The organism is Pseudooceanicola pacificus (assembly GCF_009789075.1).
GTDB classification, from domain to species: Bacteria; Pseudomonadota; Alphaproteobacteria; order Rhodobacterales; family Rhodobacteraceae; genus Pseudooceanicola; species Pseudooceanicola pacificus.
In genome coordinates this window covers 302,717-324,999 of record NZ_WNXQ01000001.1, presented here as the reverse complement: position 1 = coordinate 324,999, position 22,283 = coordinate 302,717, and the positions used below count along the sequence as shown (strand labels likewise).

Here is a 22,283-nt window from a genome sequence, read left to right as displayed (position 1 = left end):
CCGCCGGTCGCCCGGGGGGCCGGCCGCGGCCTCTCTGGCCAAACGGTCCGCCGCGTGCTTTATGCGCGGCGTGTCCAGATCCGGGAGCGGCCATGTTCATCGTCACCCTCACCTCCGACCCTGCGCTGCCCGCGCTTGACCCCGCAGCCGCCGACTCCCTGCGCAATGCCTGGGGCGGCGGCGATCTGCAGTGGCTTGCGCCCGACGAAGCGGCGGAATTTGCGGTGGCCGAGGTGCCCGGCAATTTCCGTGACGTCTGGTCCGACATGCAGTCCCTGCGCATCGATCTGAACGTCCAGCCGGCCGAGGGGCGGCGCAAGCGCATGCTGCTGGCGGACATGGACAGCACCATGATCCGGCAGGAATGCATCGACGAGCTGGCGGACGAGGCCGGTGTCGGCGCCCGCGTCAAGGACATCACCGCCCGCGCCATGAATGGCGAACTGGATTTCGAAGGCGCCCTGATCGAACGCGTCGGCCTGCTGAAGGGCCTGCCCGTAACTGTCATCGACACGGTCCTGGCCGAGCGCATCACCCTGATGCCGGGCGGGCCGCAGCTGGTTGCCACGATGAAGGCCGCGGGCGGCTACTGCGCGCTGGTCTCGGGCGGCTTCACTGCCTTCACCGCGCGCGTTGCCGCCATGATCGGGTTCGACGAGCATCGGGCCAATACCCTGCTGTCGGATGGCGATGCCCTGACCGGAGAGGTCGGCCGCCCGATTCTGGGGCGCGAGGCCAAGGTCCGCGCGCTGGAGGAGATCACCGCCCGCCTTGGCATCGCCGAGGCCGATGTGATCGCCGTGGGCGACGGGGCCAACGACCTGGGCATGCTGGGCCGGGCCGGGACGGGCGTGGCCCTGCATGCCAAGCCCTCGGTCGCCGCGGAATGCGAAATCCGCGTGAATCACGGCGACCTGACAGCACTGCTCTACCTGCAAGGCTACGCCAGGACAGAGTTCGCCGGCTGAGCCCGGCATTTTTTAGCCTATCTGCTAATTAACACTTGCGCTAATCAATGAGTCGGATCATGGTGCCTGCATCATGACTGACCTGACACGCACATTCGCGGCCCTTGCCGACACCACCCGCCTTTCGCTGGTCGAATACCTGATGCGGAACGGCGAACAGCCTGCCTCGGCCCTGGCCGGGCTTACCGACATCTCGGCCCCGGCCGTGTCGCGCCACCTCAAGGTGCTGCGCGAGGCGGGGCTGCTGCACCAGCGGGTGGCTGGCACGCACCGCTATTATTCCGTCCGCCCCGAGGCGATGCGCCTCGTCTCGGACTGGACAATCGACCACCGCGCCTTCTGGGCAGGCAGCCTTGACCGGCTGGACACGCTGCTGGCGCTGGACCCCGAAGGAGAGGACGAATGAAGGACAGCGACCTGCACGACCTGGAATTCACCCGCGATTACGCGGTGACGGTCGAACGGCTGTGGCAGGCCATCACCCGGCCCGATCAGCTGGCCCAGTGGTTCGGCCCCGAGGGCACGCGGATCGGCACCTGCGATCTAAATTTCACCCGCACCGGCCCCTGGTTCTGCATCATGATCGGGCGCGAGAGCGGGCGGGAGTTCAAGGCGTCGGGCCAGGTGACCTCGGTCCGCCCGCCCGAGGGCGGCGCCGGTTCGGTCGGCCTGACCTGGGCCTGGCACGACGACACCGACACGCGCGGCAGCGAAAGCCACGTGACCTTTACCGTGGAACGTACAGACAGCGGCGCCCGCCTGATCCTGGTGCACCGGGGCCTGCCCACGGTGGAAAGCGCGCAGGACCACAGCCGCGGCTGGCTCTCGACCATCAACTCGCTCGACGCCTTTCTCGGCGCCTGACCCCATACCCGACCACAGGAGGATCAAATGCCCCAGTTCATGCTTATCTACCACGGCGGCAAACGCCCCGAGACCGAAGCCGATATCAAGCGCTCCATGGATGCCTGGGGCAGCTGGATGGGCACCCACGGCCCGAAACTTGCCGATCCCGGTAACCCGGTCGGCCAGTCCTGGACGGTCAGCGCCTCGGGCACCGTCGACAACGGCGGGGCCAACCCGGTTTCGGGCTATACCATCGTCAATGCCAACAGCATCGCCGAGGCCTGCGAGATGGCCAGCAGCAACCCCATCGTCGCCGATGGCGGTTCGGTCGAAGTCGCCGAGATCGTGCCGATCGAGATGTAACGCGGGCCCCTCGGTGCGGGGATCAGGGCGCATCCTGCCGCCCCGCACCTGCCCGCCTGCTTGGTCTGGCCAGGCATATCAACGGGGGGTGATCCGCCCGCAGGCCATTTGGGGATGAGTCACCGTCCCGCCATTGCCCCGGTGGGTCGTGGCGGACAGCCCCGCCCACCCGGTAGGGCCTATTCGCCGTAGGGCACCCAGACCGTTTTTACCTCGGTCGCCGCCTCAAGGAACGCGCGCCCTTCGCCCGCTGCCCCGGCCCAGTCCACGGCCCTGCCGTGATTGACCCAGGTCCGTTTCAGGCTGGCCGCGCTTTCCTTTTCCACCACGCCGGACAGGGGCGTGGACGAAAAGCACCAGACCGCATCCACATCCGCATGTTTCGCCAGCACTGGGGCCAGCTCTGCATGGCTGCCGGTGAGGATGTTCACCACGCCGCCCGGCACGTCCGAGGTGTCCAGAACCTGGTAGAAATCCGTCGCCGCCAGCGGGAACGCCTGAGAAGCGACCAGCACCGCGCGGTTGCCCATGGCGATGGCCGGGCCCATCAGCGAGATCAGACCCAGCAGGGGCGCCTCGTCCGGGCAGATCGCCCCGATCACGCCCACCGGTTCGCGCAGGGCCAGGGCCATGCCGCGGATCGGCACGTCGCGCGCCTCGCCCGCGTATTTGTCGGCCCAGGCGGCCCATGTGAACAGGCGTTTCACCGACGCCGCGACCTCGGCATCCCCGCCCGCGCCGGTCAGCCCGTTGATCCGGCGGGCAAATTCGTCGGCCCGGGCCTCAAGGTTCTCGGCGATGAAATAGAGGATCTGCGCCCGCAGGTGCCCGGTTGTCCTGGCCCATCCGGCAGCGCCGCGCGCCGCCTCGACCGCGTTGCGGACATCCTTGCGGTTGCCGATGCCGACCTGTCCCAGCAGGCCGCCGTCCTTGCCGTAGACGCTGCGTGAATAGCCGCCATCGGGCCGCGCCTGCTTGCCGCCGATGTAAAGCTTGGGCGTCCGGTCCAGCCCCTCGGGCGCGCCGTCGCCGGTGTATCCCTCAACCGTTTTCAGCGCCTTGGTCGCGCCGCGCGGGCGGGTGTAGGCGCTCAGCCCCTCCCATCCGCCCTCGCGGCCAAAGCCGCTTTCGCGCACCCCGCCGAACCCGGCGGCGGCGTCGAACATGTTGGTGCCGTTCACCCAGACAACCCCGGCGGCCAGCTTGGGCGCCACGTCCAGCGCCAGGTTCACGTTTTCGGTCCACAGCGTGGCCGCCAGCCCGTAGCGGGTGTTATTGGCGAGCGCGACCGCCTCGGCCGGTGTGCGGAAGGTGGTTGAGACCAGGACCGGGCCAAAGATCTCCTCTTGCATCAGGGGGTCGCTGGGGGCGAGGCCGGTGATCAGCGTCGGCGGGTAATAGCAGCCCGTGGCGGGCATGTTGCAGGCGGCGCGGTGCACCTGCCCGGCGGTGTTGGCATCGACCAGGCGGGTGACCGTGGCCAGCTGCACCGGGTCGACCAGCGCGCCGACGTCGATGCTCTTGTCCAGCGGGTCGCCGACGCGCAGCTTGTCCATCCGGGCCTTCAGCCGGGTCAGGAAGGTCTCGGCCACGCCCTCCTGCACCAGCAGGCGGGACCCGGCGCAGCAGACCTGGCCCTGATTGAACCAGATCGCATCCACCAGCCCCTCGATCGCGCTGTCCAGATCGGCGTCGTCAAAGACGATGTAGGGGGATTTCCCGCCCAGCTCCAGCGTCAGGGCCTTGCCGCTGCCCGCCGTGGCCGCGCGGATCCGGCGGCCCACCTCGGTCGAGCCGGTAAAGGCGATCTTGTCGATATCCGCATGCCCGGTGATCATCTCGCCAACCGCGCCGTCGCCGGTGACGATGTTCACCACCCCCGGCGGCACCCCGGCCTGCTGGCAGATATCCGCGAACAGCAGCGCGGTGAGCGAGGTATATTCGGCCGGTTTCAGCACCACGGTATTGCCCATGGCGATGGCCGGCGCGACCTTCCAGGCCAGCATCAGCAGGGGGAAGTTCCACGGGATGATCTGCCCGCAGACGCCAAGCGCCTCGCGGTCGGGCAGTTCGGCCTCCATCAGCTGGGCCATGCCCGCGTGATAGTAGAAATGCCGCTGCGCCAGGGGCACGTCGATGTCCCGGCTCTCGCGGATCGGCTTGCCGTTGTCGAGCGTTTCCAGCACCGCAAAGAGGCGGGCGTGTTTCTGCAGCAGCCGGGCGATGGCATAGATCACCCGCGCGCGCCCATAGCCGCCAAGCGCCGCCCATCCGGGCTGCGCCGCGCGGGCGGCGGCGACGGCGGCGTCCACCTCGGCCTGGGTCGCCTGGGTCAGGCTGGCCAGCACCTCGCCGGTGGCGGGGTTGCGGCTGTCGAAGCCTTCGCCCGCCTCGGTGAATTCGCCGTTGATGAAATGGCCGAACTGCGCCCCCTGATCGACCAGCCAGGTCAGCGCCTCGGCAGCGCTTTCCGGCGCGGTGCCATAGTCCATGGATTCGAAGATTTCCTTGACGGTCATGGTGTGGCCTCGCAGGTCGTCTTGAGGAGTGTTGGGCGGTCCGGGTCGTCATAGAGCCGCTGGACCGAGGTTTCGGGGCCGAATTCCGGCCCGTCGGCACCGCGCAGGAAGTCGCCGTAGATCGCCAGCGCCGAGGTGTCGTCGAGGGAGGCGCGTCGGGTCAGGCTGCCATGCGCCATACGGACCGTCGTGGCGGGCCCGCCGCCGCGGACCGTTGCGAGCGACGTGCCGACCTTGATCGCGGCGATGCCCGCGATCCCGGGCGCGGCGCTGTCCCACGGGGCGCAACGGTAGGATTGCGCCGGCGCGGCGGTGGCAACGGCAGTCAGGGCAATGGCGGTGAGGGCGGCGCGGTGCGGGCGCATCGGGCTCATCCCGCGGCGTGCCGCCACGAGGCCGAATAGGCGCCGGTCACGTGGTGTTCCAGCTGCCGCTCGATATCGCCCAACAGCGACGAGGCGCCAAAGCGGAAGAGGTCGGGGCGCAGCCAGCGGTCGCCCAGCTCTTCCTTGACCAGCGCGAGGTAGGTCAGCGCGTCCTTGGCCTTGGAAATCCCGCCCGCAGGCTTGTAGCCCACGCGATAGCCCGTCCGTTCGTGATAGGCGCGAATCGCGCGCATCATGACAAGCGAGACGGGCAGGGTGGCGTTCACCCCCTCCTTGCCGGTCGAGGTCTTGATGAAATCCGCCCCCGCCATCATGCAGACCAGCGAGGCACGCGCCACATTGCGCAGGGTGCCCAGCTCGCCGGTTGCGAGGATCGCCTTTACATGCGCCTCGCCGCTGGCCGCGCGAAAGTCCTTCATCTCGTCATAGAGCGCCTGCCAGTTGCCGCCCAGCACATGGCGGCGCGAGATCACGATGTCGATCTCGCTGGCCCCGGCCTCGACGCTTTCGCCGATCTCGGCCAGCCGCAGCCGATAGGGCGACAGGCCCGCCGGGAAACCGGTCGACACCGCCGCCACCGGGATGCCGGTGCCGCGCAGGGCCTCGACGGCGGCGGGCACCATCTCGTGGTAGACGCAGATCGCGCCGGTGGTGATCCGCTCCATTCCCAGGGCCTGCAGGATATCGGGCCGCACCGGTTGGCGTGCCTTGGCGCAGAGCCGGCGAACGCGGTCCTCGGTGTCGTCGCCCGACAGGGTCGTCAGGTCGATGCAGGTGATCGCCCGCAGCAGCCAGGCCGCCTGGTGATCCTTCTTGACCGACCGGCGCCCGGGCAGGGTGGCCGCCCGCCGTTCGATGGCCGAGGTATTGGCCTGCACCGCGCGCACCCAGTCCATGTCCAGGGGCATCCCGGGGTTCCGGGGTTCGACCGTCTGGGGCAGCTGGGTGCCCTCGACATTCCTGACCTGTTCCATGCGGGGTCCTCCACTCCTGTACCGAAAGTTGCACCGGTCATGACGCTTTGCAAGCCGCACCGCCGCAACGGCATGTTTCCGGATGCCTGCAAACCGGGCAATTCGGGCGCTTTCTTGCGAACCGTTCGCAATCCGATTGACATTCTTGAGAATCGTTCTCATGTTCGCAGGAACATCAGCCATCCGAGACCCATTTGCATGACCCTGTCCCGCCGCCAGCTTCTGACCTCTGCCACCGCATTGCCCTTGGCCGTGGCCCTGCCGATCCGCCTCAGCGCGGCAGAGCCGATGAACGTGGTCGCCACCACCGGCATGATCGCAGATACCGCCATGCGGATCGGGGGTGATCTGGTGGAGGTGAAAGGCCTGATGGGCCCCGGCGTCGATCCCCATTCCTATCGCCAGACCCGCACCGACATCGTGGCGATGACTCGCGCCGATCTGGTGCTTTGCCACGGACTCTACCTTGAGGCGCAGATGGAGGAGTTCCTGCACGCCCTCGCCCGCCGCCGCTCGGTGGTTGCCGTGGCCGAGGCGGTGCCGCGCGACAAGCTGCGGGCGCATGCGGATTATGCCGACAAGTTCGACCCGCATGTCTGGATGGACCCGATCCTGTGGCGGCCCGTCGCCGCGGCCGTCGCCGGCGCGCTGAGCGAGGTGCGCCCCGAGGGGGCGGATGTCTTCGCCGCGAATCTGGCAGAGCTGGACGAGACGCTGGTGCGGCTGGACGCCTATGCCCGCGAGGTGCTGGCGACCATCCCCGACAATGCCCGCGTGCTGGTGACGGCGCATGACGCCTTTTCCTACTTCGGCCGGGCCTATGACATGGAAGTCCTCGGCATCCAGGGCATTTCCACCGAAAGCGAGGCGGGGCTGAACCGCATCCGCGCCCTTGTCGACACGCTGGTCGAACGCCGCGTCGGCGCGGTCTTTGTCGAAAGCTCGGTCTCGGACCGCAACATGCGCGCGCTGATCGAGGGCGCGGCGGCGCAGGGCCACGAGGTGCGCATCGGGGGCGAGCTCTTCTCGGATGCCATGGGCCTGCCCGGCACCTACGAGGGGACCTATCCCGGCATGATCGACCACAACGTCACCACCATCGCCGCGGCCCTTGGCGGCACCGTGCCCGAACGCGGCATGGACGGACGGCTGAAAGCGGGGATCTGACAGATGGCACTGCCCGAACTGGCCGCCGAGAACGGCGCGCGCCTGGACGATCCCGCACGCGAAACCTCGCCCTTCGCGATCCGGGGGCTGACGGTGTCCTATGGCGGGGCGCCGGCGGTCTTCTCGGTCGACATGACCGTGGTGCCCGGGTCGATGACCGCGATCATCGGGCCGAACGGCGCCGGCAAGTCGACCCTGCTGAAGGCCGCCCTGGGGGTGATCCCGCGCCTGTCGGGCCGGGTCAGCGTGCTGGGCCAGCCGCTGGAAAGCCAGCGCCGCCGCATCGCCTATGTGCCGCAGCGCGCCAGTGTCGACTGGGATTTCCCGACGCTGGTGCTGGATGTGGTTCTGATGGGCCTCTACCGCGAACTGGGCCTGCTGCGCCGGGTGCGCCGGGCGCATCTGGACAAGGCGCGCGACTGCCTGGCCCGCGTCGGCATGCAGGATTTCGCCGACCGCCAGATCGGCCAGTTGTCCGGCGGGCAGCAGCAGCGTGTCTTCCTCGCCCGCGCCCTGGCGCAGGAGGCCGAGCTCTACCTGCTGGACGAACCCTTTGCCGGGGTCGACGCGGCAACCGAAAAGGCGATCATCGACGTTCTGAAATCGCTCAAGGCCGAGCAGCGGACCGTCGTCTGCGTGCATCACGACCTGTCCACGGTGACCGACTATTTCGACCGCGTCTTCCTGCTGAACAAGAGCCGCATCGCCGAAGGTCCGGTGGCACAGGCCTTTACCGCCGAGACCCTGCAATCCGCCTATGGCGGGCGGCTGGCGACGGCGCAGATCGACCAGTTGTCGCTGGGCTGACATGCTGGACCTCGGATACAACGCAACGCTGGTGATGATCGGGGCGGGCCTGCTGGGCATCGCCGCCGGGGTCACGGGCACATTCCTGTTCCTGCGCAAACGCTCGCTGGTCAGCGACGCGATCAGCCATTCCACCCTGCCGGGCGTGGGGCTGGCCTTTATCGTGATGGTCGCCTTTGGCGGCGAGGGGCGGAACCTGTTCGGCCTGATGGCGGGATCGGCGCTGTCTGCCGGGATCGGGCTGCTCTGCGTCACCTGGCTGACCACCCGCACGCGGCTGGCCGAGGACACGGCGATCGGCGCGGTGCTGTCGGTCTTTTTCGGCGCGGGGATCGTGCTGCTGACGGTGATCCAGAACATGAGCGCGGGGCGGCAGGCGGGGCTGGAAAGCTTCCTGCTCGGCTCTACCGCCGGGATGCTCAGGATCGACGCGCTGACCATCGCGGGGGGCGGGGCGCTGGTGCTGGCGCTGGTTGTGCTGCTCAGGCGGCCGATGACGCTGAGCGCCTTTGACGCGGAATATGCGGCCTCTCTCGGGCTCGACAACCGGCGGATCGACCTGGCGATGATGGGCCTTGTGCTGGGGATCACCGTTGTCGGGCTCAAGATCGTCGGGCTGATCATGATCGTCGCCCTGCTGATCCTGCCCCCGGTCACCGCCCGGTTCTGGACCGAGCGCAGCGACCGCGTGGTGCTGATCGCCGGGCTGGTCGGTGGCGTTGCCGGTGCGGGCGGGGCGGTGATCTCGGCCTCGGCCCCCGCGCTGCCGACCGGGCCGATCATCGTGCTGTCGGGCTTTGCGCTCTTTGCCCTGTCGTTCCTGTTCGCCCCCAACCGCGGGGTGCTGGCGGCGCTGGCGGATCACCTGTCCTTCCGCCGCCGGGTCCACCTGCGGCAGGGGCTGCTGGCGCTGGCCCAGGGCCAGCCGGTCTATGAGGCGCTGACCCTGCGGCTGCTGCGCCGCGCCGGGCTGATCCGCCGCGACGGCGTGGCGACCGATGCGGGCCGCGCCGCCGCCGCCAAGGCCCTGCTGGACGAACGGCGCTGGCAGCTGCTGCGCGCCGACCTGGCGTCCGAGACCGCCGCCGCGCGCTACGACGGGCTGACCCCGATCGAGTCGGTGCTGACCCCCGACCAGGTTGCCACGCTGGACCGGGCCCTGCGCCCGACGGTGGCGTCATGAGCGGCGCGGAATTTGTCCCCCTGTCGCTGCCGCCGATCCTGATCGCGTCTTTCGCGGCGGTGGCCTGTGCGCTGCCCGGCAATTTCCTTGTCCTGCGCAAGCAGGCGATGATCGGAGACGCGATCAGCCATGTGGCGCTGCCGGGGATTGTCGTCGCCTTCCTGCTGACCGGCGCGGTCAGCACCTGGCCGATGATGCTGGGCGCCGCCGGGGCCGCCGTGGTGGCCGTGCTGCTGATCCAGTTCGTGCACCGTGTCGGGCGGATCGACCCGGGCGCCTCGATGGGCGTGGTCTTTACCGCGATGTTTGCGGGCGGCGTTCTGCTGCTGGAGCAGAGCGACACCTCGTCGGTGCACCTGGACGTTCAGCACGCCCTCTATGGCAACCTGGAGAGCCTGATCTGGCTGGATGCCTTTGGCTGGGAAAGCCTGCTGGACCCGGTCGCGCTGGCCGGTCTGCCGCCGGAGCTGCTGCGCATGGCGGTGGTGCTGGTGCTGGTGACCGGATTCATCCGGCTGTTCTGGCGGCCGCTGAAGCTGTCGACCTTCGACGAGGGCTTTGCCCGCACCCTTGGCATGCGCACCGACCTGCTGGGGCTGGCGCTGGTGGTCACGGCGGCGGTGGCCGCGGTGGCCGCGTTCGACGCCGTCGGCTCGATCATCGTGATCGCGATGTTCATCTGCCCGCCTGCCGCCGCCCGGCTGATGACCAATGCGCTGGAACGCCAGATCGCGTGGAGCTGCCTGTTCGCGGTGCTCGCGGCCGTGCTGGGCTATGTGCTGGCCGGATACGGGCCGCTCTGGCTGGGCGCGCCCGATGCGGTCAGCGCGGCGGGGATGATTGCGACGGTGTCGGGGGTGATCCTGGCCCTGGCGGCGCTTTTCGGGCCCTGCCGCCACCGGCTGGGCCAGCCCAAGGGGGCCTAGCCCGCCAGGCCGAACCGGGTGCCGAGGGCCAGCATCCCCTTTTCCGCCATCGCCGCAGCGGGGCCCTGGGTGACGGGCACGCCCTGCGCCGTCAACACCTGCGCATAGGCCTTGCCCCCGGCGCCATCGCCCAGCACCGCCACCTGCTGGCCCAGCCACATCGCCCGGGCCGAGGCCAGCTCGACCCCCAGCAGGCTGCCGAGCGCCGCGCCCGCGTCGCCCGAAAGCTGCGCGCCCCGCAGGGCGCCGGCCAGCTTCTCGGGGCGCGACAGGGTTTCGTCGCAGGCCCCCGCGTCGGGGGTGGCGATCGGGCCGAAATCCTCGGCCAGCGACAGGGTCAGCGCGCCGTGGAGGAAAATCGCCTCGCCCGCGCTGACCTGCAGCCAGTGGGTCACCGGGCCGGGCAGGCAGATCACGCCGTCCCATCCGTCGTTCAGCGCAAGGAAGCCGATGGCTGCCAGCCTGTCGCCGTCGATCCGGTGGCGCGGGCGGGCCTGGGCGAGGCCGGGCAGGACCAGCGATTGCGGCCCGCTCAGCAGGCGTTCGGGCATCAGGTTGGCCGGCAGATCCTCGGGCGGGGCGCCCTCGGCCCCGGCCAGAAGCAGGCGGTCGGGCGGTGTGGCGCCGAAGGCGGCGCGGCAATCCTCGGGCGAGAGCACGGCCTGCCGCGCCGTCCCGTCGAAGCGCCAGCCCGTCAGGGTGCGTTCCGTCGCCTGGATGCCGATCCATTCCGCCATGCGCTGCTGATAGGCCGCGCCGCGCCGCCGGTCAATCGGTGGAGGCGGCGGACGACGACCGGGTCAGGCGACGGCGCGCGGCTTGGTCAGGGCGCGGAAGGCGTCGTATTGCGACAGGAAGACCTCTCCGGTCAGCTCGTCCAGGAAATGCGAGCGTTTGAGCCGGTCCATCACCGGGCCTTTCACCTCGGACAGGTGCAGGCGGATCTCCATCTCGTGCAGGCGGGTGTTCACCGCCTCCAGGCTTTCCAGCGCCGACATGTCGATCTCGTTCACCGCCGAGCACATCAGCACCACGTCGGAAATCGGCTGATCGCAGACCACGCGGTCGTAGATCTTGTCCTGCAGAAAGGCGGCATTGGCGAAATAGAGGCTTTCGTCGATGCGGATCGTCAGCAGCGTGGGGTGGGTTTCGACCCGGTGCCGCAGGATGTTGCGGAAATGCTGGGTGCCGGGGACAAGGCCGACCTCGGCGACATGGGGCCGCGAGGTGGTGTAGAGGTGCATCAGGATGGACAGGCCGACCCCGGCGGACACCCCGATCTCGACCCCCGCCAGCAGGGTCAGGGCGATGGTCGCGGCCACGGCGGCGAAGTCGATGCGCGAATAGGTCCAGCTGCGTTTCAGGATCGTGAGGTCGACCAGCGACAGCACCGCCACGATGATCGTAGCGGCCAGCACGGCCTTTGGCAGGAAATGCAGCAGCGGGGTCAGCAGCAGCGCCGCCAGCAGGATGCCCAGGGCGGTGAAGGCCCCGGCGGCGGGGGTTTCGGCCCCGGCGTCGAAATTCACCACCGACCGGGCAAATCCTCCGGTCACCGGATAGCCGCCCGAGAGCCCCGCCACGATGTTCGAGGCGCCGAGGCCGACAAGCTCCTGATCGGGGGTGATGCGCTGACGGCGCTTGGCGGCCAGGGTCTGCGCGACCGAGACGCTTTCCACGAAGCCGATGATCGAGATCAGCAGCGCCGGGACGAAGAGCTGCCCCCAGAGGCCGGGGTCGAAGGCGGGCAGGGCGAAGGGCGGCAGGCCCTGGGGGACCTCGCCCACGATGGCGACGCCCCGGTCATGCAGGCCGAGGGCCCAGACCGAAAAGGTCGAGACCGCGACAGCGGCCACCGGGCCGGCCTTGGCCAGGATATCGGCCAGCCGGGGCCGCATCCCGCGCGCCAGCAGCAGGGGTTTCAGCCCCTTGCGGACCCAGAAGAGAAAGCCGATCGCCGTCACGCCGATGACCAGCGTGATCGGGTTGGTCTGCCCGATGCCCCGGGCGAGGGAATCGAGCAGTTCGGGAAGGGTATGGCCGCCCCCGGGAATGCCCAGGACATGCTTGAGCTGGGACGCCGCGATCAGGATGCCCGAGGCGGTGATGAAGCCCGCGATCACCGGATGCGACAGGAAATTCGCCAGGAAGCCAAGCCGGAACACACCCATCGCCAGCAGGATCAGCCCCGAGATGAAGGCCAGCGCGATGGCCGCCGCGATATAGCCCATGCTGCCCTGCGCCGCGATATTGCCGGCGGCGGCGGCGGTCATCAGCGAGACCACGGCCACCGGCCCCACCGCCAGCGCCCGCGAGGTGCCGAAGATGGCATAGGCGATGAGCGGCAGGATCGAGGCGTAAAGGCCCATCTCGGGCGGAAGCCCCGCCAGCAGGGCATAGGCGAGGGACTGCGGGATCAGCATGATCGTCACGATCAGCGCCGCGACCAGGTCGCTGGTCAGGGTGTCGGGCGTGTAGACCCGCGCCCAGCCGAGGATCGGAAGGTGGCGGGAGAGCGCCTTGGTATCGAAGGGGCGGAACGACATGTCGGAGATCCACTTGCAGACCGACTCGCACCGGAGATGGCGCGGCCAGACCCGACATATAGTATAATATGAATATGAAGTTCAACCCCGCGCGTGCAGGCGGGGGGCAGGCCGGACGGGACCGGCGCTCGCTCCTGCGGAGCCTCGCCCCGCCCGCCGTCCCGTCAGACCAGCCCTTCGGCGGCGAACAGGGTCTTCACGTCCTTTTCCGGACGGGCACCGTAATGCGAGATGACCTCGGCCGCCGCGATGCAGCCCATCCGGCCCGAGGTGGCGAGATCCGCGCCCGTGGCCAGCCCGTAGAGGAACCCGGCGGCGAACTGGTCGCCCGCGCCGGTGGCATCGACCGGGGTGACGGGGGTCACCGGCACGACGGCCTCTTCTTCGCCCCGGATAACCACCACGTCATGGCCGGACCGGGTGCAGACCAGCAGCCCGCATTCGCCCGCCGCGGTTTCCAGCGCGGTGCCCAGATCCTCGGTCTGGTAGAGCGAGCACCATTCGTGTTCGTTGCCGATGACGTAGTCCAGTTCCTTCACCAGGCGGCGGAAGTCGGCGCGGTGCCGGTCGACGCAGAACGGATCGCTGAGCGAGATCCCGGCCATGCCGCCCGCCGCGCGGGTCGCGCGCGAGGTCAGCTCGAACGCCGCCTTGCCCTTGTCCTTGTCGTAAAGATAGCCTTCGAGGAACAGGATCCGGGCGTTGGCGGCAACGTCCTCGGACACGTCCTCGGTGCCGAGATCGGCGGAAATGCCGAGGTAGGTGTTCATCGACCGCTCGCCGTCGGGCGACACGAAGATCATCGAGCGCGAGGTCGGCAGGGTTGCCGCGGCCACCGGCGGGTTCACGAAATCTGTGCCCTCCGCGGCCATGCCCTCGGCGTAGAACCGGCCAAGCGCATCGTCACGCACGCGGCCGATGAAGCCGGTCTTGAGCCCCAGCGAGCCAAGCCCCGCGATGGTGTTCGCGACCGACCCGCCCGGGGCCTGCCAGCGATCCTTCATGCCGGCGTAAAGCACTTCGCCGCGCTCCTGCTCGACCAGCTGCATGATGCCCTTCTGGATTCCCATCAGGTCCAGGAAACTGTCGTCGGCCTGGGCGATCACGTCCACGATGGCATTGCCGATGCCGATAACGTCGTAGGTCTTCAAAGTACTTTCTCCTCGAATTCACAAAGGTCTCTGATAAGGCAGTTGGCGCACATCGGCTTGCGGGCCTTGCAGACATAGCGTCCGTGCAGGATCAGCCAGTGATGCGCGTGAAGCTGGAAGTCGGCGGGCACGTTGTCCTCGATCGCGCGCTCGACCGCGACAACGTCCTTGCCCGGGGCGATGCCCGTGCGGTTGCCGACGCGGAAGATATGCGTATCGACCGCCTGGGTCGGCTGCCGCCACCACATGTTCAGCACCACATTCGCCGTCTTGCGCCCGACCCCGGGAAGCGATTCCAGCGCGGCACGGGAATTGGGCACCTCGCCGCCGTAATCGTCGACGAGGATGCGTGACAGCTTGATCACGTTCTTCGCCTTCTGGCGGAACAGGCCGATGGTCTTGATATGCTCGGTCAGCCCCTCTTCGCCGAGGTCGAGCATCTTCTGCGGCGTGTCGGCCACCTGGAACAGCGCCCGCGTCGCCTTGTTCACGCCCGCATCCGTGGCCTGCGCCGAAAGCGCGACGGCCACGACAAGCGTGTAGGCGTTGACGTGCTCGAGCTCGCCCTTGGGTTCCGGTTCTGCGGCCTGGAACCGCGTGAAGATCTCGCGCAGCACCGGATAGGGAAGCTGTTTTGCCATGCGCACTTGATGCACCAGCCGCAGCGCCCCGGCAAGGCCGCAGAGGCGGTGGCGCTTAACCGCAGAGCAACCTTCTTGCGCCATGCTTGCGTCGGAGGCACAGGCATGATCCATCGCGACTTTCCATTTCCCGGGCTGGGTCCCGGCACCATGCTGCTGGGCAGCGAGGGAGAGATCCCCGTGGAATGGCTGGCCCCCGGCGACAGGCTGATCACCCGCGACCACGGGGCGCAGATGGTGCAGCATGTGGTGCGGCTGCGGCGGATGCCCTCGGGGGCGGTTCTGCCGCCGCCCATCGTCTTCCTGCCCGGCGAATATGGCCCCGGCGGCAAGCTGACCGAGAAACTGCGCGTGGCGCCCGGCACCCGGGGCCTGGTGAAACGCCCGGAATGCGAGCCGGATTTCGGCACGGACGAGGTGCTGGCCCGCTTTGGCGACCTGACCCGGCGGAGCGAGCCGCGCCGCGACGCGACCATGGGGGCACTGACCTATCACCTGGTGCTGATGCAGCGGCATGAGATCATCAATGCCGGGTCGCTCTGGGTCGAAAGTACCGATGCCGACACCGCCGCCCGGCTGGACCTGCCCGCCGCCGTGCGCCGCGTCAGCGCCTTGCTGCGCCCCGGCGCCCGCGCGCCCCGCCGCTGCCTGACCCGGGACGAGGCGGTGCTGATCCGTGAGAAATGCCCCCGCGACCTGTCGCTGCTGGACCTGCTTGCCGCCTGAGCCTTCGGCCGCCGGGGGCGTCGATGGCCGGGCTGTGCGGCCGCCTGAACATGCGGTCGACCGGACCGCCGACCGCCGTGATCCGCCAGCCACCTGCAACCGCCACCCGCCGTCCCGCCACCCGCCTGACCGGCGGTTGCCGTCAGGGCCGCGAATTGGCATGGTCGCCGGGCAACAGCGCGGACGCCCACTGCAATGCCGGATCTCAACTGCCCCAATTGCGGCGACAGGATCGACCCGCGGATCGCCGGGTTCCGCCGGGTGAGCTGTGCCTCCTGCGGCACCAGCCTGCTGCTTGAGGACGAGGTGGTCCGTCAGGCCGGACAGGCGGGGGTGATGCACGAAGCGCCCCTGCTCTTCGGCATCGGCGACACGGTGCATATCTGGGACATGACATTCGACATCGTCGGGCATGCGCGCTTCGCCTATGGCCGGGGCTGGTGGGACGAATTCCAGGCCTTCGACGGCGAGGGGCGGCTGTTCTGGCTGTCGATCGACGAGGGCGACGTGGCCGTGCAGCGCCCCGTGCCCCCCGACCGGGCCCCCCGGTTCGACGGGCCGCCCGCGCTTGGCGCCGGGTTCCGGCTGGGCGATCAGCGCTACACGGTGAACGAGACGGACCGCGCCGAATGCGTCGCCATTCGCGGCGGGATCGACGAGGACATGGACATCGGCGAGACCCATGATTTCGTGAACTGCACCGGCTCGGGCGGCGACCTGCTGTCGGGCGAGTTCTGGTCCACCGGCCGCGCCTGGTTCATCGGCGACTGGGCCGATCCCTTCGAGATCACGGTCGAAAGGCAGGGCCGTTGACCCGCGCCGCCGAGATACGCGCGATCAACTGCACGAACTGCGGCGCCGGGCTGGACGTGCTGGGCGGCGGGCGGGTGATGTCGCATGTCTGCGGCTACTGCGGGTCCGAGCTGGACGCGCAGGACAATTACCGCGTGCTGCGCCGCTATGCCGACCTGGTGCGCCCGGACAGTCCGCTTGCCATCGGGATGACCGGCACGCTGGACGGCGTTGCCTTCACCGTCATCGGCACCCTGGGGATGGAGGAAAGCTGGCACGGCGAATACTGGCGGTGGGTGGAACACCAGCTCTATTCCCCGACCCACGGTTACGTCTGGCTCAGCTGGGAAGACGGGCACCTTGTCTGGACCCGCAAGTACCGCGGCCATGTCGATCCGATGTGGATCTCGACCGACAGGGTCGAAGCCGCCGAGACCCGCCCGACCGCCTATTCGCGCGGCGTGAGGTTCCGCTATTACGAGACGACGGATGCCCGGATCGCCTTTGTCGAGGGCGAATTCAACTGGCGGCCCCGGCTGGGCGATCGCAGCACCTCGGTCTCGATGCTCGCGGACGGGGCGATGCTCAGCTACACCGGCTCGGCCGTCGAGCGCGAGATCGAGCTGACGACCTATCCCGACCAGGCCGCCACCCTCGCCGCCTTTGGCGCGGACCCCCGGCCCCGGCCGCGCCGGGTGCATCCGGTGCAGCCGATGCCCGATGGCGGCACGGTGCGGTTCCTGGTGACCTGGGGGCTGATCCTGGCGGTGTTCTCGCTGGTGCTGGGTGTCTTCATGTCGGCGCTGGTGGGGCGCGAGGTGCTGAACACCGGCCCGATCCCCGTGGCGCGGCTGCCCGCCGAGGTGACATTCGAGCTGACCGATACCAGGCGGCTGACGGTGATCGAGGTCGCCACCGATGTCAGCAACTCCTGGGCCTGGCTGGAACTCTCCGTGACCGATCCCGAGGACGAGCCGGTGTTCGAGGTCGGGCGCGAGGTGGGGTTCTATTCCGGCCGCGACAACGAGGGCAGCTGGACCGAGGGCAGCCGCCGCACGACCTTCCGTTTCCATCCCGCGATGCCCGGCACCTATACCGCCGAGCTGTCGGTGCCCGAGTCCGAAACCTGGCAACGCGGCGGCGCGGCCATCGGGCAGGTCCGCATGAGTGTGACCGAGGGGCGCAGCAGCGGGTTCTGGCTGTTCCTGCTGGGCGGGCTCTTCATCCTGGTCGGCGTCGCCGCCGCCCTGCGCCGCGGCATCCGGCGGCGCGCGCGCTGGCGCGGCAGCGACTGGGTGGACGAGGATGACGACGATGACTAGAGGCCGCTCATGAACCTGTTCCGCGTGGTCTTCCTGATTGCCTCGCTGCTTGCCATCGGCGGGGCAGGATACCTGTCGTATTATGGCGTATGGCGGGACAGCACCGATCTTGACACCTCCGTCCGTCAGGGCAGCCACGGGCCCGGCGCCCTGGGCGGACGCGTGAAATAGGAGAAACCAATGGATCCCTTCGCAACCATCGTGCTGGCCGAGTTTGTCGGCACCATCTTCTACACCTTCATCGGGGTCGGCCTGCTGTTCCTGGTCTGGAAGCTGATCGACTGGGTCACCCCCTTTCCGGTGGTCAAGGAGATCGAAGAGGACAACAACATCGCTCTCGCCGTGCTGATCGGGTCGGTGTTCATCGCCATCGCGATCATCATCGCCGCCGTCATCCTGTCCTGAGATGAGCGAGGTCAGCGGCCCGGTCCGGGTCGCCCCGCGCGAGGCGTGGCTGCTGGTGGCGACCTTCCTCGTCGCCGTGGCCGGCCTGATCTACGAACTGATTGCCGCCACCGTCTCCAGCTACCTGCTGGGCGACAGCGTGCGGCAGTTCAGTTTCGTGCTGGGCGTCTTCCTGTCGTCGATGGGGGCGGGTGCCTGGGTGTCGCGCTATGTCGAAGAGGCGTTGCCCGGCTTTGTCTGGGCGCAGATCGGGCTGGGGCTGATCGGCGGGTTCCTGGCGCCGGTGCTCTTCTTCTCTTACGCCTGGCTGGGGGCGGTGGCGCTGCCGCTGTTCGCGATGCTGGTGGCAGTCGGCGTGCTGTCGGGGATGGAAATCCCCCTGATCGCCCGCGCGCTGAAAGAGATCGGCGCGCCCGAATTCCGGTTCGAAAACGTGCTGACCGCCGATTACATCGGTGCGCTGGCGGCCTCCATCGCCTTTCCCATCGTGGTGATCCCCTTCCTGGGCCTGATGTCGGCCAGCCTGGCCTTTGGCTGCCTGAACCTGCTGGTGGCGGGCCTGTCGCTCTGGCTGTTCCGGGCGCGGATGCGGGCGGTCCACTGGCTGGCCTGGGCGCTGGCGCTGCTGGTGTCGCTGGCGGCGCTGTGGCAGTCGGAGCGGCTGGTTTCGGTCGTCGATGCGAGCCTGTTCGAAGATGATGTGATCCTGTCCGAGGCGACGCCCTATCAGCAGATCACCATCACCCGGTTCCGCGACCGGGTGCGGCTGTTCCTCGACCATTCGATCCAGTTCGATACCCAGGACGAATACCGCTACCACGAGTCGTTGGTGCATCCCGTCCTGTCGCTGGCACCAAGGGCCGAGAAGGTTCTGATCCTTGGCGGCGGCGACGGCATGGCCCTGCGCGAGGTGCTGAAACACGACCGCGTCAGGGCGGTCACGCTGGTCGACCTCGACCCCCGGGTGACCGAGCTCTTCGCGACGAATCCCGAGCTGGTGCCGCTGAACCGGGGCGCTTTTGCCGACCCACGGGCGACGGTGGTGAACCGCGACGCCTGGCGCTTTGCCGAGGAAAGTACCGACAGTTTCGACGTGATCCTGATCGACCTGCCGGATCCCAAGAACATCACCCTGTCCAAGCTTTATTCCCGAGAATTCTACGGGGTTCTGACCGAACGCCTGTCCGCCGACGGGCTGATGGTGACACAGGCCGGATCGCCGCTCTTTGCCCGGCAGGCCTTCTGGTCGGTCGCGCGTACGATGGCCGCCACCCGCAACCCGATCCGCCCCGGCGCGGGGCTGTGGACGCTGCCCTATCACGTCTACGTCCCCAGTTTCGGCGACTGGGGTTTCGTGATCGCCGCCCCGCAGCAGCATCGGCCGCGTGCCCCGGGCCTGCCCCGGAGCCTCCGCTACCTGACGCCCGACACGTGGGCGGCCGCGCAGGTTTTCGGCAGCGACATCGGACCGGTGGAGGCCGAGGTGAACTCGATCCGCGACCATGCGTTGGTGGGCTATTACAACGAGGGCTGGGACACCTGGTTTCGCTGAACCTCGGTCAGCGTTTCGCTTTCGGGCCTCAGCCGTTGCCGCAGGGCCTCGGCCGCGCGATGCGGTTCGGCCGCGCCGCACATGAAGATGTCGATGGCGGCAAATCCGATCTCGGGCCAGGTGTGGATGGAGATATGGCTTTCCGCCAGCAGGACCACGCCGGTGATCCCTGCGCGATCCGGAAAGCTGTGGAAATGCGCGCCCAGCACCGTGGCCCCGGCGGCCTGTGCCGCGGCGGTCAGCGCATCGCGCAGGGCGCCCGCATCCGTCAGGTGGCGGGCGCCGTTCAGGTCCATCAGAAGGTGGGTGCCGGGGCGATACTCCATGCCCTGGGGTTACACCCCGGCGGGGTCGAGGTCACGCGGGTTTCAGCGGCAGGCAGATCTCGGTCATCAGATCCTCGGGCGCCGTATTCATCGGCGTGTTCAGGTAATGCTCGAACGAGGGCGCATCGGCCAGGTCGCGCCCCGATCCGACCAGCCACTGGCCGAAAAGGTAGTCATAGGCCGAGGGCAGGTTGGCATAGGGCCCCTTGAAGGTCAGCACCGCATGCGGGCCCGCGGGCTGGGTCCGGCTTTCCAGCCCCTCGGGGACCGGGGTCCCGGGCAGCAGGGCAAAGGCGGCAAAGCTGTTGAGCTCGGCCTCGGGTACGCTGCTCACATCGTCGTAAAAGCAGGCGAACATGCCGTCGAGCCTGGGGTAGAGCCCACGCGCCGCGACGATGGTGTCGACACGGGAAAACGCCTCGGAGATACGGTAATAGGCCCCGGTATGGGGCAGGCCGACAAGCTGCCGTTCCGGCAGGTCGCGGATGTCTACGGGATACATCTGGATCGTTCCTCTGTGGTTCTGGATCAGGGGAAGAGGCTGGCCAAGATCGCGGAACCGCACCGGGGTCATGCCGTATTGCGCCCGAAAGGCGCGGTCGAAACTGTCCCGATCCGTGTAGCCCACGTTGCGCGCCACGGCGTCGACCTCTCCGCCGCTGCGCATCAGCTGCGAGGCGGCGAGGTGCAGGCGGATGCGACGCACCGCCTGGGCGCAGGTTTCACCCGTCAGCGCGCGGAACACCCGATGGAAGTGGAACCGGCTCATCGCCGCCACCTCCGCCAGTTCGTCAAGCGACAGGTCGCCTGCGGGATTGGCGTGGATATGGTCCATCACCCTCAGCATCCTGCGTTCCGTCGGCGAGGCGTTCATGGCGTCGCGGTCTCCTTTTCCCATGTCCAATCCGTCGCACGCTGCGATCCGGCAAATCTTGCGCAGTTGCATCCGGGCTGGTCAAAAGTCATATAGCGGGCAACCGCGATGGAGTGCGACATGACCAATTACCTCGATTTCGAACGGCCCCTGGCCGAGATCGAAGGCAAGGCCGAGGAACTGCGGGCCATGGCCCGTCAGAACCCCGAGACGGACGTCGAATCCGAAGCCGCCGCCCTGGACAAGAAGGCGGCCGAGATGCTGGTGAACCTGTACAAGGGCCTCACCCCCTGGCGGAAATGCCAGGTGGCGCGTCATCCCGACCGCCCGCATTGCAAGGATTACATCGAAGAGCTGTTCAGCGAATACACGCCGCTGGCGGGCGACCGGAACTTTGCCGACGACCATGCCGTGCTGGGCGGGCTGGCCCGGTTCGATGACCGTCCGGTGGTGGTGATCGGCCACGAAAAGGGCAATGACACCAAAAGCCGGATCGAGCGCAATTTCGGCATGGCCCGCCCCGAGGGCTATCGCAAGGCGATCCGCCTGATGGAGCTGGCGGGCAAGTTCGGCCTGCCGGTGATCACCCTGGTCGACACCCCCGGCGCCTATCCCGGCAAGGGCGCCGAAGAGCGCGGCCAGTCCGAGGCGATTGCCCGCTCGACCGAAAAATGCCTGCAGATCGGCGTGCCGCTGGTGTCGGTGGTGATCGGCGAGGGCGGATCGGGCGGCGCGGTGGCCTTTGCCACGGCCAACAAGGTCGCGATGCTGGAGCATTCGGTCTATTCGGTGATCTCGCCCGAGGGCTGCGCCTCGATCCTGTGGAAGGATGCGGAAAAGATGCGCGAGGCCGCCGAGGCGCTGCGCCTGACCGCGCAGGACCTCAAGCAGCTGGCCGTGATCGACCGCATCGTCACCGAACCGCTGGGCGGGGCGCATCGCGACACCACCTCGACCATCGCCGCCGTGGGCCGCACCATCCGCGACATGCTGGGCGAACTGGCCGGCAAGGACGCGAAAACGTTGGTGGCCGAGCGCCGCAAGAAGTTCCTGGACATGGGATCGCGCGGGCTGGCGGCCTGACCCGGTACGCTTGACACTGCGACCGGGCGCATCACCCTAGCGCAAAACGTCACGAGGGAGGCTCGCCATGAGCCGCAACAGCTTTGCCATCATCGGGCTCGGCAATTTTGGCGGGACCGTCGCGCTGGAACTGATGCGCTATGGCAAATACGTCATCGGCATCGACCGGGACGAGCGCATCGTCTCGAACTTCGCCGAGGAAATCAGCCAGGCGCTGATCGCCGACAGCCGGGACGAGGGCGCGCTGCGCGAATCCGGCGTGGGGGAATGCGACGTGGCGCTGATCTCGATGGGCGAGGATCTGGAAAGTTCGGTCCTGACGGCGATCAACCTCAAGATGCTGGGGGTGGAACTGGTCTGGGCCAAGGCCGTCAGCCGCACCCATCACCGCATCCTGACCAAGCTGGGCGTCGACCGGGTGATCCACCCCGAAGAGGAGATGGGCCGCCACGCCGCGCAGGTGCTGAACAACCCCTTCGTGCGCGACTATGTCAGCCTGGGCAACGGCAGCCACGTTTTCTACCTGCTGGCGCCCGGGAAGCTGAACGGCAAGGCGCTGTCGGACCTGGAACTGACGGAAAAGCACCAGCTGCGCTGCCTCGGCGTGATGCGCGGGACGGAATTCATCTGCGACGGGACCAACGACTGCCACCTCAAGGAGGGCGACCGCATGATGATCCTGGGCACCCGGGCCAGGCTGGGTGCCTTTGCCGATTCGATCTGAAC

General features: G+C 68.4%; 25 protein-coding genes. 16 read left to right on the top strand and 9 right to left on the bottom strand.

Annotated features, from left to right (window positions below; genetic code table 11):
- The first annotated feature begins 92 nt into the window (after positions 1 to 92).
- The 4 genes from serB to GLS40_RS01510 all read left to right on the top strand — a co-directional run bounded on the left by serB (position 93) and on the right by GLS40_RS01510 (position 2,177).
- Positions 93 to 968, top strand: a complete 876-nt coding sequence (serB, locus tag GLS40_RS01525) for a phosphoserine phosphatase SerB (RefSeq protein ID WP_160380832.1) — start codon at positions 93 to 95, stop codon at positions 966 to 968.
- Between the two features lie 73 nt (positions 969 to 1,041).
- Entirely contained in the window at positions 1,042 to 1,374 is a 333-nt protein-coding gene (locus tag GLS40_RS01520) for an ArsR/SmtB family transcription factor (RefSeq protein ID WP_160380831.1), read from the top strand.
- Positions 1,371 to 1,832, top strand: a complete 462-nt coding sequence (locus tag GLS40_RS01515; RefSeq protein ID WP_160380830.1) for an SRPBCC family protein — start codon at positions 1,371 to 1,373, stop codon at positions 1,830 to 1,832. Before GLS40_RS01520 ends, GLS40_RS01515 begins: the two co-directional genes overlap by 4 nt.
- A 27-nt stretch (positions 1,833 to 1,859) precedes the next feature.
- A complete protein-coding gene (locus tag GLS40_RS01510; protein WP_160380829.1) occupies positions 1,860 to 2,177 on the top strand; it encodes a YciI family protein in 318 nt (105 codons plus the stop codon).
- A 179-nt stretch (positions 2,178 to 2,356) separates the two neighbouring features.
- Here GLS40_RS01510 and GLS40_RS01505 read toward each other — a convergent pair whose 3' ends face one another.
- Genes GLS40_RS01505 through deoC form a run of 3 tightly spaced genes read right to left on the bottom strand, consistent with a single transcriptional unit; the run spans position 2,357 to position 6,056 of the window.
- Positions 2,357 to 4,696, bottom strand: coding sequence for an aldehyde dehydrogenase family protein (locus GLS40_RS01505; protein WP_160380828.1), 2,340 nt, complete (start codon positions 4,694 to 4,696; stop codon positions 2,357 to 2,359).
- Entirely contained in the window at positions 4,693 to 5,061 is a 369-nt protein-coding gene (locus GLS40_RS01500; RefSeq protein WP_160380827.1) for a hypothetical protein, read from the bottom strand. The genes GLS40_RS01505 and GLS40_RS01500 overlap by 4 nt, the downstream gene beginning before the upstream one ends.
- 5 nt (positions 5,062 to 5,066) lie before the next feature.
- Complete coding sequence (gene deoC, locus GLS40_RS01495; RefSeq protein ID WP_160380826.1) at positions 5,067 to 6,056, bottom strand: deoxyribose-phosphate aldolase; 990 nt, start codon at positions 6,054 to 6,056, stop codon at positions 5,067 to 5,069.
- A gap of 198 nt (positions 6,057 to 6,254) precedes the next feature.
- On the opposite strand from deoC, the gene GLS40_RS01490 reads away from it, so the two are divergent.
- The 4 genes from GLS40_RS01490 to GLS40_RS01475 are packed head-to-tail and all read left to right on the top strand — an operon-like array spanning position 6,255 to position 10,139.
- On the top strand, positions 6,255 to 7,223 hold the full coding sequence (locus GLS40_RS01490) for a metal ABC transporter solute-binding protein, Zn/Mn family (protein ID WP_160380825.1): 969 nt from the start codon (positions 6,255 to 6,257) through the stop codon (positions 7,221 to 7,223).
- 3 nt (positions 7,224 to 7,226) lie between these two features.
- Positions 7,227 to 8,030 carry a metal ABC transporter ATP-binding protein gene (locus GLS40_RS01485; RefSeq protein ID WP_160380824.1) on the top strand — a complete coding sequence of 268 codons (804 nt, stop codon included), beginning with the start codon at positions 7,227 to 7,229 and terminating at the stop codon, positions 8,028 to 8,030.
- Position 8,031: 1 nt separating this feature from the next.
- Positions 8,032 to 9,213 (top strand): metal ABC transporter permease, encoded by a 1,182-nt coding sequence (locus tag GLS40_RS01480; protein WP_160380823.1) that lies wholly within the window; start codon positions 8,032 to 8,034, stop codon positions 9,211 to 9,213.
- A complete protein-coding gene (locus GLS40_RS01475) occupies positions 9,210 to 10,139 on the top strand; it encodes a metal ABC transporter permease (RefSeq protein ID WP_160380822.1) in 930 nt (309 codons plus the stop codon). The genes GLS40_RS01480 and GLS40_RS01475 overlap by 4 nt, the downstream gene beginning before the upstream one ends.
- On the opposite strand, the gene GLS40_RS01470 is transcribed toward GLS40_RS01475, so the two are convergent.
- The 4 genes from GLS40_RS01470 to nth form a co-directional block, all read right to left on the bottom strand.
- On the bottom strand, positions 10,136 to 10,876 hold the full coding sequence (locus GLS40_RS01470) for a 2-dehydro-3-deoxygalactonokinase (protein WP_160380821.1): 741 nt from the start codon (positions 10,874 to 10,876) through the stop codon (positions 10,136 to 10,138). The genes GLS40_RS01475 and GLS40_RS01470 overlap by 4 nt on opposite strands.
- Positions 10,877 to 10,939: 63 nt before the next feature.
- Complete coding sequence (locus tag GLS40_RS01465) at positions 10,940 to 12,685, bottom strand: SulP family inorganic anion transporter (protein ID WP_160380820.1); 1,746 nt, start codon at positions 12,683 to 12,685, stop codon at positions 10,940 to 10,942.
- 164 nt (positions 12,686 to 12,849) lie between these two features.
- Positions 12,850 to 13,836: an adenosine kinase gene (locus GLS40_RS01460; RefSeq protein WP_235905736.1), complete on the bottom strand. Its 987-nt coding sequence runs from the start codon at positions 13,834 to 13,836 to the stop codon at positions 12,850 to 12,852.
- Positions 13,833 to 14,477, bottom strand: a complete 645-nt coding sequence (gene nth / locus GLS40_RS01455) for an endonuclease III (protein WP_160380819.1) — start codon at positions 14,475 to 14,477, stop codon at positions 13,833 to 13,835. The genes GLS40_RS01460 and nth overlap by 4 nt, the downstream gene beginning before the upstream one ends.
- A 105-nt stretch (positions 14,478 to 14,582) precedes the next feature.
- Here nth and GLS40_RS01450 point away from each other — a divergent pair, with 105 nt between their 5' ends.
- The 6 genes from GLS40_RS01450 (at position 14,583) to GLS40_RS01430 (ending at position 19,274) form a co-directional block, all read left to right on the top strand.
- Positions 14,583 to 15,203 (top strand): Hint domain-containing protein, encoded by a 621-nt coding sequence (locus tag GLS40_RS01450; RefSeq protein WP_160380818.1) that lies wholly within the window; start codon positions 14,583 to 14,585, stop codon positions 15,201 to 15,203.
- A 195-nt stretch (positions 15,204 to 15,398) separates the two neighbouring features.
- Positions 15,399 to 16,016 carry a DUF4178 domain-containing protein gene (locus tag GLS40_RS01445; protein WP_160380817.1) on the top strand — a complete coding sequence of 206 codons (618 nt, stop codon included), beginning with the start codon at positions 15,399 to 15,401 and terminating at the stop codon, positions 16,014 to 16,016.
- Positions 16,013 to 17,317 carry a DUF4178 domain-containing protein gene (locus tag GLS40_RS01440; protein ID WP_160380816.1) on the top strand — a complete coding sequence of 435 codons (1,305 nt, stop codon included), beginning with the start codon at positions 16,013 to 16,015 and terminating at the stop codon, positions 17,315 to 17,317. Before GLS40_RS01445 ends, GLS40_RS01440 begins: the two co-directional genes overlap by 4 nt.
- A 9-nt stretch (positions 17,318 to 17,326) precedes the next feature.
- Positions 17,327 to 17,488 carry a hypothetical protein gene (locus GLS40_RS17780; RefSeq protein ID WP_202075761.1) on the top strand — a complete coding sequence of 54 codons (162 nt, stop codon included), beginning with the start codon at positions 17,327 to 17,329 and terminating at the stop codon, positions 17,486 to 17,488.
- Between the two features lie 9 nt (positions 17,489 to 17,497).
- Positions 17,498 to 17,722 (top strand): DUF350 domain-containing protein, encoded by a 225-nt coding sequence (locus GLS40_RS01435; RefSeq protein ID WP_160380815.1) that lies wholly within the window; start codon positions 17,498 to 17,500, stop codon positions 17,720 to 17,722.
- A gap of 1 nt (position 17,723) precedes the next feature.
- Positions 17,724 to 19,274, top strand: a complete 1,551-nt coding sequence (locus GLS40_RS01430) for a polyamine aminopropyltransferase (RefSeq protein WP_160380814.1) — start codon at positions 17,724 to 17,726, stop codon at positions 19,272 to 19,274.
- Here GLS40_RS01430 and speD read toward each other — a convergent pair.
- Both speD and GLS40_RS01420 read right to left on the bottom strand, forming a co-directional pair.
- Positions 19,241 to 19,600 (bottom strand): adenosylmethionine decarboxylase, encoded by a 360-nt coding sequence (gene speD, locus GLS40_RS01425; RefSeq protein WP_160380813.1) that lies wholly within the window; start codon positions 19,598 to 19,600, stop codon positions 19,241 to 19,243. The two genes, GLS40_RS01430 and speD, sit on opposite strands and share 34 nt — an antisense overlap.
- A 31-nt stretch (positions 19,601 to 19,631) precedes the next feature.
- A complete protein-coding gene (locus GLS40_RS01420; RefSeq protein WP_235905735.1) occupies positions 19,632 to 20,498 on the bottom strand; it encodes an AraC family transcriptional regulator in 867 nt (288 codons plus the stop codon).
- 96 nt (positions 20,499 to 20,594) lie between these two features.
- On the opposite strand from GLS40_RS01420, the gene GLS40_RS01415 reads away from it, so the two are divergent.
- Together GLS40_RS01415 and GLS40_RS01410 are read left to right on the top strand one after the other, a co-directional pair.
- Positions 20,595 to 21,557, top strand: a complete 963-nt coding sequence (locus tag GLS40_RS01415) for an acetyl-CoA carboxylase carboxyltransferase subunit alpha (RefSeq protein ID WP_160380812.1) — start codon at positions 20,595 to 20,597, stop codon at positions 21,555 to 21,557.
- A gap of 67 nt (positions 21,558 to 21,624) precedes the next feature.
- Positions 21,625 to 22,281 (top strand): potassium channel family protein, encoded by a 657-nt coding sequence (locus GLS40_RS01410; RefSeq protein WP_160380811.1) that lies wholly within the window; start codon positions 21,625 to 21,627, stop codon positions 22,279 to 22,281.
- Positions 22,282 to 22,283 lie beyond the last annotated feature (2 nt).